The sequence below is a fragment of the Fundidesulfovibrio sp. YSD1 genome (assembly GCF_055397115.1).
Window position 1 is genome coordinate 147,900 of sequence record NZ_AP043666.1, and the last position, 16,643, is coordinate 164,542.

Below are 16,643 nucleotides of genomic sequence, written 5' to 3' on the forward strand. Positions count from 1 at the left end.
TAGACGTATCCGAGCGACATTACGTGCCCCCGCGCAAGGCGTCAACCGGGCGGGGGTTTTCCATGTTTCTTCCAGAGCATCCAAGGAGTCTCTATCCCTATGAAGACCAAGTTCATATTCGTCACCGGCGGCGTGCTTTCCTCCCTGGGCAAGGGCCTGGCCGCGGCCTCCATCGGCGCGCTTCTGCAGGCGCGCGGGCTTCGCTGCACCATCATGAAGCTCGACCCCTACATCAACGTGGACCCGGGCACCATGAACCCCTTCCAGCACGGCGAGGTCTACGTCACCAACGACGGGGCCGAGACCGACCTGGACCTGGGCCACTACGAGCGCTACCTGGGCGTGGCCATGTCCCAGGCCAACAACATCACCTCGGGGCGCATCTACTTCAACGTGATCCAGAAGGAGCGCCGGGGCGACTACCTGGGCGGCACCGTGCAGGTGATCCCGCACATCACCGACGAGATCAAGCGCGCCATTCTGGGCGTGGCCAAGGACGAGGACGTGGCCCTGATCGAGATCGGCGGCACCGTGGGCGACATCGAGGGCCAGCCCTTCCTGGAGGCCATCCGCCAGCTGCGCACGGACCTGGGCAAGGAGAACGTGCTCTACATCCACCTGACGCTGATCCCCTACATCCGCGTGGCTGGGGAGCTGAAGACCAAGCCCACCCAGCACAGCGTCAAGGAGCTTCGCTCCATCGGCATCCAGCCCGACATCATCCTCTGCCGCTCCGAGATCGACCTGGACCAGTCGCTCAAGAGCAAGATCGCGCTCTTCTGCAACGTGGACCCGGACGCCGTGTTCACCTCCGTGGACGTGAAAAGCATCTACGAGGTGCCCCTCAAGCTCTACGCCGAGGGCGTGGACCAGAAGATCGCCATCCTCCTGCGCCTGCCCGCCAAGAACGCGGAGCTCGACCCCTGGCAGAACCTGTGCAGGAAGCTCGCCCACCCCAAGGGCGAGGTGACCATCGGCATCGTGGGCAAGTACGTGGACCTCAAGGAGGCCTACAAGAGCCTGCACGAGGCCCTGGTGCACGGCGGCGTGGCCAACGACGTGAAGGTCGACCTGGTCTACGTGAACTCCGAGGAGGTCACCCCGGCCAACGTGGCCGAGCGCCTGGCGGGCATGGACGGCATCCTCGTGCCCGGCGGCTTCGGCTCGCGCGGCGTGGAGGGCAAGATCGCGGCCATCCGGTATGCCCGCGAGAACAAGGTTCCCTTCTTCGGCATCTGCCTGGGCATGCAGCTGGCCTGCATCGAGTTCGCGCGCAACGTGCTCGGCCTGCCCGAGGCCAACTCCGAGGAGTTCAACCGCCTGAGCCCCGACCCGATCATCTACCTGATGCGCGAATGGTACGACTTCCGCACCAAGAAGGTGGAGAAGCGCGACGTGGACTCCGAAATGGGCGGCACCATGCGCCTGGGCGCCTACCCCTGCGTGGTCAAGCCCGGCACCGCGGCCATGGAGGCCTACCAGGCCGCCAACATCGAGGAGCGCCACCGCCACCGCTACGAGTTCAACAAGGCCTACTTCGCGCGCATGGAGGAGAAGGGCATGGTCTTCTCCGGGCTCTCGCCGGACGAGTCCCTGGTGGAGGTTGTCGAGCTGCCCGGGCATCCGTGGTTTTTGGGCTGCCAGTTCCATCCGGAGTTCAAGTCCAACCCCATGAAGCCGCACCCGCTGTTCCGCGAGTTCATCAGGGCCTCCAAGGCCGCCCGCGAGGGCAAGTGAGGCGGCCCGTCAGGCCCGGCGTCAACCGCCGGGCCCTGGGCCTGGCCAGGTCCGTGAAGCTCCTCGTCCTGGACGTGGACGGGGTGCTCACGGACAACGGCGTCTGGCACGACGGGGCCTCGCAGCACGGCGTCGGCTTCAAGCGCTTCGGCGTCCAGGACGGCATGGGGCTCAAGCTCCTCATGCAGGCCGGGATCGAGGTGGCGGTCATCTCGGGGCTGGGCAACGTCCAGGCCGAGCACCGCATGCGCGAACTCGGCATCCGCGAGTTCCACGGCGGGCACCTGAAGAAGCTGCCCGTGTTCGAGGGCATTCTGGAATCGAAGGGATTGGAGGCCCAGCAGGCCGCCTACATGGGCGACGACTGGCTGGACGCGTCCGTGATGGCCCGCGCGGGCCTGCCCATGGCCCCCTCCGACGCCCAGCCCGAGGTGCTGCGCCTGGCCCAGTGGGTGTCGCGCAGGCCCGGGGGGCACGGGGCGGTGCGGGAGGCCGCGAGGTTCCTGCTCCTGGCCCAGGGCCTGCTTTCGGGCATCTGGGACCGCTGGTCGTGCTGAAACGGCCCCGAAAACGCCGCCTTGCTCCCCTTGCGACCTGCAAAACCGCCCGGCGCACCCTTGGGCCTTGCGGAGAAACCGCGTCAAGTCTTGCCACGTTCCCTCTTTTAGTGCATAACCGCCGTTGCCGATTAGGTGTTTCCGGCATTTTTCTTGCTAGCCCCTGAACCCGACCGAGAGGTACCGAGCGCGCATGGCTCTTGAGCTCAGACAGCAACTCAAGCTTTCGCAGCAACTGGTGATGACTCCGCAGTTGCAGCAGGCCATCAAGCTGTTGCAGCTCTCAAGGCTGGAGCTGGTGGAGACCGTCCAGAAGGAGATGCTCGAGAATCCCCTTCTGGAGGAGACCTACCAGGACGACGACCGGCCCGAGCCCACCATCGCGGAAGACTCCCACGCGCCGGACGCCACCCAGGAAGAGGGGGCCATGCAGCGCGAGCTGCTCAAGACCGCCGAGTGGGACGACTACATCGGCGACTTCGCCTCCACCTCCCGCCAGGCCACCGTGCGCGAGTACGAGGCCCCGGAGGAGGGCATGTCCTTCGAGGCCAGGCTTTCCTCCAAGCCCTCCCTGGAGGGCCACCTCGCCTGGCAGATCAATCTTTCGCCCTTCACGCCCGAAGAGCGCCGCGTGGCCGAGGGCATCGTGGGCAACCTGAACGCCCAGGGCTACCTGGGCGAGTCCGTGGAGGACATCGCGGCCGACTGCGCCGTGGAGCCCGCCATGGTGGAGAAGGTTCTCTACACGCTCCAGCGCTTCGACCCCGTGGGCGTGGCCGCCCGCACCCCGCAGGAGTGCCTGCTGGTGCAGCTGGAGGTCTACCGCTACAAGGACCCGGTGCTCCTGGAGATCGTCCGCGACCACCTGGAGGACCTGGAGAAGAAGCGCTACAAGCAGCTGGCCAAGAAGTTCAGGATCACGCTGGAGGACATCAAGGAATACCTTGAGATCATCCAGTCCCTCGACCCCATGCCCGGCTCGCACTTCAGCGGATCCGATCCCGTCTACGTGAGCCCGGACGCCTACGTGTACAAGTACGGCGAGGATTTCGTCATCGTGCTCAACGAGGACGGCCTGCCCAAGCTCCAGCTCTCCCCGTACTACATGGAGGACATGTCCCGCATCGGCACGGGCAAGGACAAGGACTACCTCCAGGACAAGATGCGCTCGGCCCAGTGGCTGATGAAGAGCCTCTACCAGCGCCAGCGCACGCTGTTCAAGGTGCTGGAATCGATAGTCAAGTTTCAGCGCGATTTCTTCGAGGAAGGCGTGACCAAGTTGAAGCCGCTGATCCTCAAGGACGTGGCCGACGACATCGGCATGCACGAATCCACCGTCAGCCGCATCACCACCAGCAAGTACGTGGCCACCCCCCATGGCATCTTCGAGCTGAAGTTCTTCTTCAACTCGGCCCTGGAGCTCGACGACGGGTCGAGCGTGGGCTCCGAGTCGGTGAAGGCGCTCATCAAGCAGCTCATCGCCGCGGAGGACCCGAAAAAGCCCGTCAGCGACGAGCAGATCGCGGACATCCTCAAGCAGAAGCTTCAGGTGAACATAGCCCGGCGCACCGTGGCCAAGTACCGCATGGCCATGGGCATCGAGTCCTCGTCCAAGCGCAAGGAAGTCCTGTAAAAACGCCGCATCGTCCAAAGCGGCCATTTCCGGAGGATATCATGAACATCGCTTTCCATTTCAAGAATTTCGAGCCGTCTCCCGGTCTGCGCGAATACGCTGGCAAGCGTTTCGACAAGCTCAACAAATATATGCCCAACGCCGAGAACGCCGAGGTCGTGGTCACCCTCTCCGTGGAGAAGACCCGCCAGATCGCGGACGTGGTCATCGACGCCGACGCCATGCACATCTCCGCCCATGAGCGCTCCGACGACATGTACTCCACCATCGACATGATCACGGACAAGCTCGAAGCCCAGATGCGCAAGATGCGCGAGAAGATGAAGGACCGCCGCAAGGCCGCCTCCGCCTCCGTGACCATGGGCGTGGTCAGCATGGCCGAGGGCAAGGTCAGCTCCATCGAGGAGTCCGACAAGTACAACCCGAAGCCCATGAGCGTGGAAGAGGCCGCCCTGCAGCTCGACGCCATGAAGTTCGAGTTCCTGGTGTTCTTCAACTCCGAGAGCGAGCGCATCAACGTGATCTACAAGCGCAAGAACGCCGACTACGGCCTGATCGACCCTGGAGTATCCCTCTGATGCGGCTGGGAGAGTTCCTGCGCAGGGATTTCGTGCTGGACGACCTCAAGGCCTCGGACAAGCCCGAGGTCCTGGCCGAACTGGTGGCGCCCGTGGCGAAAGCCTTCGCGGACGTGGACCCGAAAAAAGCCTTGAGGGTCCTGCTCGACAGGGAGAACCTGGGCACCACGGGCATCGGCGACGGCGTGGCCATCCCGCACGGAAAGATGGACTCCCTGGGGGAGATCGTCATCGTGGTCGGCCGCAGCAAGTCCGGGGTGGATTTCGAGGCCCTGGACCACAAGCGGTGCAGGATATTCTTCCTGGTGCTCGCCCCGGAACACGTGGCGGGCATGCACCTGCGCATCCTCGCGCAGATATCGAGGCTGCTCTCGGACGAAGGCTTCAGGGAGTCCTTCCTCGAAGCCCAGGACCAGGACGGCCTCTGGCGGGTACTGGCCAGCCATTCCTGATGGCGTGAAGCCTCGGGAAGGCGCGGCCGCTTCCGTCATGCAACCGGACCGATGTCGTGCTAGGAAGTCCCCGCCCGCGAAAGCGTGCGGGGACTTTTCACAAGGAGCTGGGCTATGCCGGGTGCTGGTGCCGACCTGCCGGTCGTCGTGATTTCGGGCTTGTCCGGATCGGGCAAGTCCACGGCGCTCAACGTCTTCGAGGACCTGGGCTATTTCTGCGTGGACGGGCTGCCCGCCAGCCTGATGCCCAAGCTCGTGAGCCTCTTCAAGGGCCAGGGGGCCAACCGCTACCGGGGCCTGGCCCTGGGCATGGACCTGCGCGAGGCCGATTTCGTCACGGGCTGGGAGCCGGCCATCGCCGATCTCAGGGCCGCGGGCGACTCGCCGCAGATCGTGTTCGTGGAGGCGTCCACCCAGGAGATCATGCGCCGCTACGCCACCACGCGCAGGCCCCACCCCTTCGAGTCCGAGGGCTACGGCCTGGGCGAGGCCGTGGAGGAGGAGCGCAGGCGCATGGCCCCGCTGCGCGAGGCCGCCGACCTGGTCATGGACACCACGGGCTTCTCCATCCACGACCTGCGCCGCCAGCTCCAGGACAAGTGGAAGTTCCTGGAAGGCCAGGGCCCGGCCATGAAGATCCACATCATGAGCTTCGGGTTCAAGTACGGCATCCCCACGGAATCCGACCTGGTCATGGACCTGCGCTTTTTGCCCAACCCGTACTTCGACCCGGAGCTCAAGCCGCTCTCCGGGCAGGACCAGGCAGTGGTGGAGTACGTGCTGGGCTCGGAGGAGGGCAGGACCTTCCTGCCCAGGCTCAAGGAGTTCCTCCTGGACCTGGTGCCCCGCTACGCGCGCGAGGGCCGCTACCGCCTGACCGTGTCCCTGGGCTGCACGGGCGGGCGGCACCGCTCCGTGGCCACGGCCGAGGCGGTTTTTGACACCTTGCGCAAGGCGGGTTACACGGTGTCGCTGGAACACCGCCATATAGAAAAAGGCTGATATTTCAACGATGAGCAAGATTACTCCGACCGACGCCCCCGTGGGCGTGGTCATCGTGACCCACACCGACTACGCCGAGAAGCTCCTGAAGGCGGCCGAGATGATCATCGGCCCCCAGCTGAACGCCAGGACCGTGGCCGTGGACGTGGGCGTGGACACGGCGCAGACCGTCAAGGAGCTCGAGGCCGCCATCAAGGCCGTGGACCAGGGCGGCGGGGCCATGATCCTCACCGACATGTTCGGCGGGACCCCCACCAACCTGGCCCTGTCGCTTTTCGGCCAGCACCGCATCGAGGTGGTCACCGGCGTGAACCTGCCCATGCTCATCAAGATCCTCTCCACCAGGACCAAGCCCCTGGAGCAGCTGGCCGCCGACGCCAAGAGCGCGGGCGTGCAGGGCATCGTGGTGGCGGGAGAGATACTGCGAAAGAAAGTGTCCGGGGAGTAGGCCGGTGTTCTGGGTGCGCATCGACAACAGGCTGGTGCACGGACAGATCATCGAATCCTGGCTGCCCTTCACCGACGCGCGCAACATCGTGGTGGCCAACGACGAGCTGGCCGCGGACGAGCTGCGCCAGCAGATCATGTCCATCGCCATCCCCCTGGGCGTGGACATCTCCTTCGTGAAGGTGGACGCCATAGGCGCCTACCTCGTCGGGCGCAAGCTCACGGACAAGGACGTGCTCGTGCTCTTCTCCTCCTGCCTGGACGCGCGCCGGGCCTTCGACGCGGGCCTGGGCTTCGGCACGCTCAACCTGGGCAACCTGCACTACGGCCCGGGCAAGAAGCAGGTCTGCCAGCACGTCGCCCTGAGCAAGGAGGACGAGAGCTGCCTGTCGTTTTTGCAGGGCAAGGGAGTGCACCTGGACTACCGCTGCATCCCCAGCGACCCGGTGGAAATCTCCTGAGCGCCCGGAGAACGGGGAGGGCGGCATGAGAGAGGCAGCGGGCTTTTCAATTCACCCGTTTTGGTGCATCCTCGCCTAAACGCTTCCCGGGAACGATCCATGGAACTGCAAGCGAACGCCGTCCTCTTCATCCTCGCCAGCGCTTTTTTTTTGCCCTGTTTTCCTGCTTCCGCTTCATAATCAACCTTCCCCTGCTTGACCGCCCGCTGACCGTGGGCTTCTTCTGGGGGCTCTTCAGCGGCGACTGGGCCACGAGCCTGGGAGTCTGCCTCTTCTTCGAGCTCTACTGGCTGGACCTCTTCCCGGCCGGGACCATCATACCGCCCAACGCCATCGCCTCGGCCCTGGCCACGCTCACGGTGATGCACATGTACTCGCTGACCGGACCGGCCGAGGCGGCCGTGATCATGCTCGCGGCCCTGCCGCTTGGGAGAATTTTTGCGCGCATCGAGCGCTACCACCGCCAGTACGAGAACGACGCCTACAACCGCCTGGTGGTCTGGGCCAAGCACCCGGAGAGGGGCAACGGCCCCCGCGCGCTCACGCGCCGGTCCATGCTGGTGATGCTGCCCGTGAGCGGTGCGGCCTTCGCCCTGGCCACCATCCTGCTCCTGGCCATGGCGCACGTGGTGCTCCCGCCGCTCTCCGCCGTCCTCGCGCCGCTTCCCCTGAAATGGCCGCACCTGTGGGTGGTGGCCAGCATCGGCGCGGTGCTCTCGCTCAGGCACAAGCCCGCCTACGTGCTTCTTGCCTGCGGGGTGGTGCTGGCCATCGTCACCAGGCTGGTGGTATAGGCCGGGGGCCGCGATGATGCCCCTTGGCAAGGGCGCTTCATTGTGATATTTTCCACAAGATCAATTTGCACATCACCTCAGGAGGGATTCGAACATGGCAGCGTACGTCGTTGGACACAAAAACCCGGACACCGATTCCATCGCCGCGGCCATTGCCGTTGCGGACCTGATGACCAAGCGCGGCATCGAAGCCGTGGCCGCCGCCCAGGGCAAGACCAACCCCGAGACCGACTTCGTGCTCGGCAAGTTCGGCGTGAAGGCCCCCGAGATCGTCACCGACGCCGAGGGCAAGAAGATCATCCTGGTCGACCACTCCGACCTGGCCCAGAGCCTGGAGAACCTCTCCAAGGGCGAGATCCTGGGCGTCGTCGACCACCACAAGCTGGGCGACGTGACCACCCCGAACCCGCTGGAAATGTGGGTTTGGCCCGTGGGCTGCACCTGCACCGTGATCGCCAACATGTACGACTTCTACGGCATCGAGATCCCCAAGGCCATGGCCGGGATCATGCTGTGCGCCATTCTCTCCGACACCGTCATGTACAAGTCCCCCACCTGCACCCCCGAGGACAAGAAGGCCTGCGAGAAGCTGGCCAAGATCGCGGGCGTGGCCGACATGATGGCCCTGGGCATGGAGATGTTCAAGGTGAAGTCCGCCGTGGACGGCACCCCCATCCGCGAGCTGGTCTACCGCGACTACAAGGACTTCAGCATGTCCGGCACCGGCGTGGGCATCGGCCAGCTCGAAGTGGTGGACCTCGCCATCCTCGACAAGTACAAGGCCGATCTCCAGGCCGACATCGCCAAGGTGAAGAGCGAGAAGGGCCTGCACTCCGTGTTCCTGCTGCTCACCGACATCATGAAGGAAGGCAGCGAGATGCTGATCGCCACCGACGACGCCTCCGTGGTCGAGAAGGCCTTCGGCGTGAAGGCCGCCGGCTCTTCCGTGTGGCTGCCCGGCGTGATGAGCCGCAAGAAGGACGTGGTTCCCAAGTTCGAGAAGGTCTTCGCCGGCTGAGCGAAACCCGCCTGAATGACGAAGCCCGGAGCGGTCTCCCGCTCCGGGCTTTTTTTATGCCGTCGAACCTCGCAGGCGGCGCATCAGCTCCAGGGCCAGCGGCGGCGGGCTCTTCTCGATCCTGCGGTAGACCCGGCCGTCCGGCGTGCGGTCGAGCATCCTCCGGTCGAAGAGTTCCCGGCGCAAAAGCGCGGGGTCCCCGAACAGGTGGCGCTCGTCGAGTATCCTGTTCACGTCGGGCTCGCCCAGGTCGCGTCCGGACGGCATGGCCGCCCAGAGCACCCACAGGCACGGCCCGGTGTGGCTGAACTTGCCCGGCCAGCGCACCAGGCGGCCGGCCTCGTCGAAGTAGCGGGCGAGCTTCTTCAGGAGCGCCGCGTCCGAAGGGCCGGGCTCCGGCGCGGCCTGGCGCGTTTCGCGGGCCTCGGGCTCCCGGGCGGGTTCGGCGGTCATGGGCGCGGCGGCCGCCTCGGCGTCCGAAGCGAGGGCCTCGAAAGCGGCCGAAGGCTCCGCCCCGGCCCTGAAGTGCTGGAAGTTGCGGAAGCCCGTGGCCCGGGCCAGCATGTTCAGAAGCTCCAGGTGCCCGGGCACGCGCCCGCACTCGGCGAGCTGGCGGCGAAGGGACTTGGCGAATACGGAGATGTCCTGCGCGTGCAGGGGAAGGATGGTCCTCGGTGACATGGCTTATCCTTTCGCGCCGATCCATGAAGGATCGCCGTGGTCGCCGACTTCCGGCCCGGCACGGGATAAGGTGTCGGAGGAAACGAAATGAAGGCAGGTTTAGCTCCCCTCGCGGGGCGGCGACGCCTGGGTGAACTGCCGACCGCCCCCCTGATAGCGCCGGAAGCCTCCGGATGCAACCACTCCGGGAGTTTATCAGCGTTCCTTAGCCCACCTCACCACTTGTAACGCCGCGCGAGTGTGTATTATTGAAGTGGCCCGTTTCCGGGACCTATCCCGGAACCACGCCAGCGGAGGAACGCGCATGCCGGAATACCCGGTGATACTCGGGGTCTACTCCCTCAAGCAGGAAAGCGGGATCGGCATGGGCGACACGTCCACGCGCCGAGACACCGTGACCTACTGGTTCGCACGCCAGACCGGGCCGGAGAGCTTCGACGTGCAGCCCCTGAACATCTACCACGTGCCCTCCGGCGTGATCACGCACCTGGGCGCGGGGGAGTTCCTGGGCAAATACACGCCCGAGCCGCAATACTACCGCATGTACACCGTGCCCGCCCTGAACAGCCTGGCTCGCAAGCTGGCCGAAGGCGAGGACCTCCTGGCCGAGGGCAAGCTCGACGAGGCGGAGAAGGCCTTCATCAAGGCCCTGATGATCGACGAGAAGCATGTGAAGGCCAACTACGGCCTGGGCACGGTGTACTCGGAGAAGAAGGACCTCCAGAAGCTCGCCAAGGTCATAAACACCCTCCTCAACCTCGAGGACGCTTTTTCCCAGGAGTACCGCGAGCAGTTCAACACCTTCGGCATCACCCTGCGGCGCAACAGGCACTACGACGCCGCGCTCACGTTCTACGAGCGCGCCCTGGAACTCGACGCCATGGACGAGCACGTCTACTTCAACATGGCCCGCGCGCACTACGAGAAGGACGCCCTGGCCGAGTGCGCCAACGCCCTGGACATCGCCCTGGCCATCAACCCGGACTTCGCGGAGGCGAAGAAGTTCCTGGAGCACTGCAAGCGCAGGATGGAGGAGGGCGGCGCGGGACAGGCCTGAGGCCACTTTGTCGAAAGGCCATCCCCGCCGTCCGGCCGGGACGCGGGCGTTTCGGGCCGCGCGGCGGACGCCCCGCTAGAAGAACGCGCTGAAAGTCTTTTCCGCCTGGCTCTCGAAGTCGCTCATCACGCGCCTGGCCGAGGAGGGCGGAAGCCCGGTGAGCTCCCAGGCCTTCTCGTCCAGGGGCGGCAGCACGTAGAGCCAGCCCGCGGCCACGCCCGCCACGTTGGCGAAGAAGTCCGCCAGGTGCACGATGGCCGCCTCGCGCGGGGACGGGGCGGACATGGGGTCGTGGTGTTGGTTCACCAGCACGGTGATCTGCGGGGGGAAGTCCCAGCGCGCGAGCAGCGACCTGCCGAGGTCCGTGTGGGTGAAGCCCAGCATGGCCCGCTCGGCCTCCACAATGGGCAGGGAGTTCTCGCGGGCGTGCAGGAGCGCCTCCGAGGAGGCGTAGGGCATCTCCTTGAAGAGGATCAGCCTGCCCACGTCGTGCAGGAGCCCGGCGATGAAGAAGCGCTCGGTGTTCTGCTCCCCCAGCGCCTTGGCCAGGATGTGGGCGAAGATGGCGCAGCTGACCGAGTGGCGCCAGAAGGCGGCCATGTCGATGAGTTCCTTGGGAATCCCCTTGAAATAGTTGATGGTGCTCACCCCGAGGGCCAGGGTGGAGAGCTCGTTGGTGCCGATGACCGCGATGGCCCGGGCGATGCTCTCCACGGGTTCGGGCAGCGAATAGATCGGGCTGTTGGCCAGCTTGAGCAGTTTTGCCGTGAGCGAAACGTCGCGGGTGATGATCTCCGCGAGGCTCTGCACCGAGCCGGTGGGGGAGTCCATCTCCTGGCGCAGCTTGAAGTAGACGTCCGGGAAGCTGGCCAGCTGCACCTCGTGGTCCACGATCTTGTCCGGGTCCGCCGTCTCCATGGGCAGCACGTCGCTCAGGTGCTCCACGTTCTCCGCGCGCCGCTCGGCCAGCGAGGGAAGCGTCCAGCCGGACTCCATGCGCCGCGCCACGGCCTGGGCCGCGTAGGAGAAAAGCTCGTTCACCACGGGCGAATCCGGGTTCAGGAACACGAAATAATCCCGCACGTATCCGGCTGCGGCCTCGTCATGCGCGCCGCCCGCGCCCCCGGCCGCCACTACGCCCGAGACCCCCAACCCCTTGAAGAGCGCCACGTGCCTGGCCTCAACCTTGCCTCCGGCGGCCAAGAGCACCCGGCCGTCCCGGGAAACCACGGCCTCGGCCACGATGACGCCCGGTTTGAGTTCGTTGATTCCAATGGTTGGCATGGCGCTTGTGTGCTCCGCTTAGGATTTGAGGTAGGCAACCGCGCCGGGGAAGAACTTGGGCGCGAAGGCCATGGTGATGCCGTGGAGCGTCTCGGAGTGGCCCAGGATCAGGTAGCCGCCGGGCTGCAGGTTGTCGTAGAACGCGGACACCACCTTCTTGCGCATGGCCGTGTCGAAATAGATGATAACGTTGCGGCAGAAGACCACCTGGGACTTGGGCAGGCGCTTCATGGCCGCGGCGTCGTTCAGGTTGAGGTGCTGGAAGCTGACCATCGACGACACCGCAGGCGAGATCTTGAAGCCGCCCTCCACCGGGGTGAAGTACTTGCGGCGCATGGTCTCGGGCGTGGTCTTGAAGGCGTAATCGGAATAGACGCCCGACTTGGCCTTGGCGAGCATGGGCAGGGAGATGTCGCAACCCTGGATGCTTATGCGCCACTTCCTGAGCTCCGGCCCCAGCTTCTCGGCGAGGATCATGGCCAGGGTATAGGGCTCCTCGCCGGAGGAGCACCCGGCCGACCAGATGGAGAGCTCGAACCTGTTCTTGGCGCGCTGCTGGGCCAGCACGGGCATGAGGATGTGGTCCGTGAAGGCGTCGAGCTGCTTCTGATCGCGAAAGAAGCTCGTCTCGTTGGTGGTGATCAGCTCGAAGACGAAGGGCAGTTCCTTGTCGCGGTTGGCGTCGTACTGGAGGAACTTCAGGTATTCGGTGAAGGTCTTCATCCCCAGCTTGGCCACGCGGCCCTCGAAACGGTTCTGGATCAGGTATTTGCGCTTCTCGTCGATCCAGATGCCGCACTTGGCGTAGATGAAGTCCCGGAGTTGGATGAATTCCTCGTCCGAGATGGCGGAAGCCTTGCGCAGAAGAAAAGATGTGACAGGGGACGTGTTCATTGGCTGTCTGCCGGTATGACCGATAATTAGAACAATGCCGGAGGGAATGCAAGACAGCTTGCCTACGCCGGCCGAGTGGGGCTTGGCCCCGCGCCCCGCCGGGGGCAAAAAAAGCGCGGGGCTTGGCCCCGCGCTTTCAAGACGAACCGGATGCGGCCCGGGATCAGAGAATCCCGGACTTCTTGAGGATGCTCTCGAGCTTGGCCTTGTTCTCCTCGCCCATGGGCACCAGGGGCAGGCGCAGCTCGGGCGAGATGCGGCCCATGAGGCCGAGCGCGGTCTTGGCCGGGATGGGGTTGGTCTCCATGAACATGGCCCTGTTGAGCGGCGAGAGCTTGTAGTGCAGTCGCTGGGCCTTTTCGATGTCGCCCTTGCGCCAGGCCTTGCACAGCTTGCGCATCATGCCCGGGGCCACGTTGGAGACCACCGATATCACGCCGTGGCCGCCGATGGCCAGGGTGGGCAGCACCGTGAAGTCGTCGCCCGAGAGGATGATGAAATCACGGCCGCAGTACTCGATGACCTCGGAGACCTGGCAGAGGTTACCCGTGGCCTCCTTGATGCCGATGACCTCGGGGATCTGCTTGCGCATGGCCGCCACGGTCTGCGGCAGCAGGTTCACGGAGGTGCGCCCCGGCACGTTGTACACGATGAAGGGCATGGGCACTTCGCGGGCGATGGCCGCGAAGTGGGCGATAAGGCCCGCCTGCGTGGGTTTGTTGTAATAGGGCGTGATCAGCAGGGCTCCGTCGGCTTTCGCGTCCTTGGCGTAGCGGGTCAGCTCGATGGCTTCGGTGGTGTTGTTCGAGCCCGCGCCTGCCAGGACGGGCACGCGGCCCTTGACCTGGTCCACGCAGATCTTGATCACCTGCGCGTGCTCGGCGTGGGACAGCGTGGCGGATTCGCCGGTGGTTCCGCAGGGCACGACGCCGTCGATGCCCTGTTCGATCTGCCACTCGATGTGCGCCCGGTAAGCCTCCTCGTCCACCTTGCCGTTCTTGAAGGGGGTTACGAGTGCGGTGAAAGCGCCGGTAAACTGCATGCTGCCCTCCGAAAATGAGTTGAACCGCCGGTCAGGCCTCGCCCTGTGGCCTACTTCGCCTGCTTTTCGCCAGGGTCGGGAACGTTCTCGAGCATCTTCTCCATGGCGGGATCGGCCGTGAAGGTGTCGTCCAACGCCACGGCCTGCGTGGTGAAGGTCGTTCCCGGTTCCCATTTGAAGTTCTTTGCACCCGGCCAGGCCAGCACGTCAACGGTGTAGACGGCCTTGCCCTTGGAGTAGGTGCGCATCCACAATGTACGCCCCGCGTTGGCCGTCTTGGCCGAGAAGGGGACACCCGAGCCGCTGCCCAGGAGGATGTCCATGTCCGGCTTGGCCTTTTCCAGGTAGTCGTTCTCGGCCTGGGTGCCCCAGGGGCTCACGCCCACCAGCAGGTCCACCGAACCCTTGAGCTCCTTGAGTTTGCGGGCGATGGCCTGGGCCGCCTTCTCGTCCGGGCCGTCGCCGGGCTTCTTGCCCTCGGGGAAGAAGACCACGCCGATCTTGTGCCCCGAACGCTCGACCACGGTGGACACGGGCTCCTTGGGTACAAGCGCCAGCCACCCCGAAGGGAGTGCCGCGCCCAGGGACGTGAACCTCTGGGCCTCCTCCACGGAGAGCGCGCCCGCGTCGTAGCCCAGCGAGCCGTAGGCCGTAAGCAGGGGCAGGTAGGCCTCGTCCAGGGCGTGGTCCAGGCCGTCGTCGGAGATGAACTCGTAAGGCCCGGCGATGAACACGGGCTTGATCGCGCCGGCCTGGGCGCGAAACTTCTCGAATGCACTGGCCCGCCGGGCCAGTCCGCCTATGGTGCGGTTGCCTCAGGTGGGGCAGGGTTTGAGGTAGCCCCAGGAGTTGCCCGTGAAGACCAGCGTGGCCACGGCCTGCGCGCGGGCGGTCGAAACGAGCCCTGAAACGGCGAGGAACGCCGCCAGGAGCAAACAGAAAAATCGCATGAAAAAAACCTACTTGTTGAGGAATTCCTTCAGTTCCTTGCCGGGCCTGAAGAACGGGAGACGCTTGGGCGCGACGTTGACCACTTCCCCGGACTTGGGGTTGCGGCCGGTGTAGCCCTTGTAGCCTTTGACCTTGAAGCTGCCGAAGCCGCGGATCTCGACCCTGTCGCCATCGACCAGGGCCTGCTTGATGGAGTCGATGAACGAGTTGACGATGGCCGAGGCCTCGTCGACGTGGATTTCGCGGCTTTCGGCAAGGGCGCTTATGAGTTCGCTCTTGTTCATGACTTCCTCCCTTTGGGGCGTTCGGGGCGGGGTTGGGCCGCCCGGACTGGCAAAACGATTTTCACTTTTTCGTATGTATTGCGGATAGCGGGGAAGCAGTCAAGTTAAGCATGTGTTATTTTTTTCAAAATCTCTTTTTCCTTGAGCAGGGGGCGCGCCTCGGCCCGGTTCCGCCCGATCTTGATGGCCAGGCTCAGGATGTCCTGCGAGGCCTTGCACTGCGGCGAGAACTTGATCAGCGGCACCTGCCTGCGCACTGCCTCGGGCACGGCGGAGTCGGTGCGCACAGCGCCGAGGTAGCCGATGTCCAGATCCAGGAAGCGTTTGCAGGCCCCGTGCAGCCGGTCGAAGGTCAGCTGGGCCTCGGCCGCGTTGGCCGCCTGGTTGACCACCACCTGGAAGTCGGTGATCCCCTGCTGGGAGTTGAGCACCTTGACCACGGCGTAACCGTCCGTGAGCGAGGTGGGCTCCGGGGTGACCACCAGGATGCGCATGCGGGTCATGGCCGCCAGGGCCATGACCGTGTTGCCGATGCCCGCGCCCAGGTCGAAGAGGACGTAGTCGTATTCGCCGAGCACGGCGTTGAGCTTGCCGAAGACCTGGTCGCGCATGTCCTCGTCGAGCTCCAGCAGCTCGGGCACGCCGCTGGCCGCGGGCAGGAAGTCGAACCCGCCCGGCTCCACGGCCGCGACCACGTCCGCTGGCGTGACACCCGGCTTGAGGAGGTCCTGGAGGTTCTTTTCCGGCGAGACGCCGAGCAGCACGTCCACGTTGGCCAGGCCCACGTCGAAGTCCATGACCAGCATCTTGTGGTTGGCCTTGTAGAGCGCGTAGGCCAGGTTCAGGGCCAGGTTGGTCTTGCCGACCCCGCCCTTGCCGGAGAGAATGGAGACGCTCAGGGTGGAGCGGGGATTGACCGATTCGTGAGTCATGAGTCCGGCCCCGTGAAAAGGAATTGTTTTTCCCTGGCGTGCACCAGGGTGGATTTGGGCGTCTCGAAGAGGTCGGGGATGGGCGCCTTGACCACGCGGTCCTTGCCCTGGGCCTTGGCCTCGTAGAGGGCCTTGTCCGCCAGGTCCACTAGGTGGTCCACCGAAACGGGCACGCGGCCCTTGGTGCAGGCCAGGCCCACGGAGGCGGTGACGCTCACGGGCTTGGCCACGCCCTCGCAGTAGACCTTTCGGCCCCGCAGTTCCCCGAGCAGGCGCTCCACCGTGGCCTCGGCCTGGACCAGGCCCGAGCCCGGCAGTATCAGGGCGAACTCCTCGCCGCCGATGCGCGCGGCCATGTCGTAGGCGCGCTTCTGGCCGAGCATGATCCCGGCCACGGAGGTGAGCACGCGGTCGCCGCAGGGGTGGCCGTAGTTGTCGTTGACGGCCTTGAAGTCGTCCAGGTCCAGCACGGCGAGCGTCAGGCTCGTGGAGCTGCGGTGGGCGCGCTCCAACTCCATCTTGAGGGTCTTCTCGAAGGCGCGCCGGTTGGCCAGCCCGGTCAGGGGGTCGTGGCGGGTCTGGTGGGCGAGCTCCTCCAGGGTGTGCTGGATGCGCTTCAGGTGCGGCAGGGCCAGGCCCGAGGAGGGCAGGGCCAGCCAGTGCAGGAAGCGCCCGTCCCTGACGATCTCCTCCCAGTCGTCCAGCGTGAGCCCCGGGCAGAAGCGCGCGATGACGAGGCCCTCGGGGCAGGAGTCCGCGAGGGAGAGGGATTTCTTGAGCAACGCCTCGCGCAGCCTGGATATCTCCTCCAGGAGCTCGCGCCGTTCGTCGGTCAAAGG

19 protein-coding genes are annotated in these 16,643 nt (G+C 65.2%); 11 read left to right on the top strand and 8 right to left on the bottom strand.

Annotation, left to right across the window (positions count from 1 at the left end; translation table 11 throughout):
- The first annotated feature begins 99 nt into the window (after positions 1-99).
- From ACZ5V4_RS00775 to ACZ5V4_RS00820, 10 genes are all read left to right on the top strand, one after another.
- Positions 100-1,737, top strand: a complete 1,638-nt coding sequence (locus tag ACZ5V4_RS00775) for a CTP synthase (protein ID WP_464316275.1) — start codon at positions 100-102, stop codon at positions 1,735-1,737.
- Positions 1,734-2,294 carry a KdsC family phosphatase gene (locus tag ACZ5V4_RS00780; RefSeq protein WP_464316276.1) on the top strand — a complete coding sequence of 187 codons (561 nt, stop codon included), beginning with the start codon at positions 1,734-1,736 and terminating at the stop codon, positions 2,292-2,294. Before ACZ5V4_RS00775 ends, ACZ5V4_RS00780 begins: the two co-directional genes overlap by 4 nt.
- A 193-nt stretch (positions 2,295-2,487) precedes the next feature.
- Complete coding sequence (rpoN, locus tag ACZ5V4_RS00785) at positions 2,488-3,927, top strand: RNA polymerase factor sigma-54 (protein WP_464316277.1); 1,440 nt, start codon at positions 2,488-2,490, stop codon at positions 3,925-3,927.
- Between the two features lie 41 nt (positions 3,928-3,968).
- Positions 3,969-4,505 (top strand): ribosome hibernation-promoting factor, HPF/YfiA family, encoded by a 537-nt coding sequence (gene hpf / locus ACZ5V4_RS00790; RefSeq protein WP_464316278.1) that lies wholly within the window; start codon positions 3,969-3,971, stop codon positions 4,503-4,505.
- Positions 4,505-4,957 (top strand): PTS sugar transporter subunit IIA, encoded by a 453-nt coding sequence (locus ACZ5V4_RS00795; RefSeq protein WP_464316279.1) that lies wholly within the window; start codon positions 4,505-4,507, stop codon positions 4,955-4,957. The genes hpf and ACZ5V4_RS00795 overlap by 1 nt, the downstream gene beginning before the upstream one ends.
- Before the next feature lie 114 nt (positions 4,958-5,071).
- On the top strand, positions 5,072-5,959 hold the full coding sequence (gene rapZ / locus ACZ5V4_RS00800) for an RNase adapter RapZ (protein ID WP_464316280.1): 888 nt from the start codon (positions 5,072-5,074) through the stop codon (positions 5,957-5,959).
- Positions 5,960-5,969: 10 nt separating this feature from the next.
- The gene (locus ACZ5V4_RS00805) at positions 5,970-6,407 is read left to right on the top strand and encodes a PTS sugar transporter subunit IIA (protein WP_464316281.1); all 438 of its coding nucleotides are present in this window, start codon (positions 5,970-5,972) and stop codon (positions 6,405-6,407) included.
- 4 nt (positions 6,408-6,411) lie between these two features.
- Positions 6,412-6,867 carry a PTS sugar transporter subunit IIB gene (locus tag ACZ5V4_RS00810; protein WP_464316282.1) on the top strand — a complete coding sequence of 152 codons (456 nt, stop codon included), beginning with the start codon at positions 6,412-6,414 and terminating at the stop codon, positions 6,865-6,867.
- Between the two features lie 179 nt (positions 6,868-7,046).
- Positions 7,047-7,661, top strand: a complete 615-nt coding sequence (locus tag ACZ5V4_RS00815) for a PTS sugar transporter subunit IIC (RefSeq protein WP_464317853.1) — start codon at positions 7,047-7,049, stop codon at positions 7,659-7,661.
- 94 nt (positions 7,662-7,755) lie between these two features.
- On the top strand, positions 7,756-8,679 hold the full coding sequence (locus tag ACZ5V4_RS00820; protein WP_464316283.1) for a manganese-dependent inorganic pyrophosphatase: 924 nt from the start codon (positions 7,756-7,758) through the stop codon (positions 8,677-8,679).
- Positions 8,680-8,733: 54 nt separating this feature from the next.
- Here ACZ5V4_RS00820 and ACZ5V4_RS00825 read toward each other — a convergent pair whose 3' ends face one another.
- Positions 8,734-9,360: a DUF2087 domain-containing protein gene (locus ACZ5V4_RS00825; protein WP_464316284.1), complete on the bottom strand. Its 627-nt coding sequence runs from the start codon at positions 9,358-9,360 to the stop codon at positions 8,734-8,736.
- A gap of 304 nt (positions 9,361-9,664) precedes the next feature.
- On the opposite strand from ACZ5V4_RS00825, the gene ACZ5V4_RS00830 reads away from it, so the two are divergent.
- Positions 9,665-10,417 carry a tetratricopeptide repeat protein gene (locus ACZ5V4_RS00830; RefSeq protein WP_464316285.1) on the top strand — a complete coding sequence of 251 codons (753 nt, stop codon included), beginning with the start codon at positions 9,665-9,667 and terminating at the stop codon, positions 10,415-10,417.
- 75 nt (positions 10,418-10,492) lie between these two features.
- Here ACZ5V4_RS00830 and ACZ5V4_RS00835 read toward each other — a convergent pair whose 3' ends face one another.
- The 7 genes from ACZ5V4_RS00835 to ACZ5V4_RS00865 all read right to left on the bottom strand — a co-directional run bounded on the left by ACZ5V4_RS00835 (position 10,493) and on the right by ACZ5V4_RS00865 (position 16,640).
- Positions 10,493-11,701 (bottom strand): HDOD domain-containing protein, encoded by a 1,209-nt coding sequence (locus tag ACZ5V4_RS00835; protein WP_464316286.1) that lies wholly within the window; start codon positions 11,699-11,701, stop codon positions 10,493-10,495.
- An 18-nt stretch (positions 11,702-11,719) separates the two neighbouring features.
- Complete coding sequence (locus ACZ5V4_RS00840; protein ID WP_464316287.1) at positions 11,720-12,595, bottom strand: CheR family methyltransferase; 876 nt, start codon at positions 12,593-12,595, stop codon at positions 11,720-11,722.
- Between the two features lie 163 nt (positions 12,596-12,758).
- Positions 12,759-13,637: a 4-hydroxy-tetrahydrodipicolinate synthase gene (gene dapA, locus ACZ5V4_RS00845; RefSeq protein WP_464316288.1), complete on the bottom strand. Its 879-nt coding sequence runs from the start codon at positions 13,635-13,637 to the stop codon at positions 12,759-12,761.
- A 50-nt stretch (positions 13,638-13,687) separates the two neighbouring features.
- Positions 13,688-14,587 carry a UshA-like (seleno)protein family 2 gene (locus ACZ5V4_RS00850; RefSeq protein ID WP_464316289.1) on the bottom strand — a complete coding sequence of 300 codons (900 nt, stop codon included), beginning with the start codon at positions 14,585-14,587 and terminating at the stop codon, positions 13,688-13,690.
- 9 nt (positions 14,588-14,596) lie between these two features.
- A complete protein-coding gene (locus tag ACZ5V4_RS00855) occupies positions 14,597-14,971 on the bottom strand; it encodes an HU family DNA-binding protein (RefSeq protein ID WP_464317854.1) in 375 nt (124 codons plus the stop codon).
- A gap of 5 nt (positions 14,972-14,976) precedes the next feature.
- Entirely contained in the window at positions 14,977-15,804 is an 828-nt protein-coding gene (locus ACZ5V4_RS00860; RefSeq protein ID WP_464316290.1) for a MinD/ParA family protein, read from the bottom strand.
- Positions 15,801-16,640: a GGDEF domain-containing protein gene (locus tag ACZ5V4_RS00865; RefSeq protein ID WP_464316291.1), complete on the bottom strand. Its 840-nt coding sequence runs from the start codon at positions 16,638-16,640 to the stop codon at positions 15,801-15,803. The genes ACZ5V4_RS00860 and ACZ5V4_RS00865 overlap by 4 nt, the downstream gene beginning before the upstream one ends.
- Positions 16,641-16,643 lie beyond the last annotated feature (3 nt).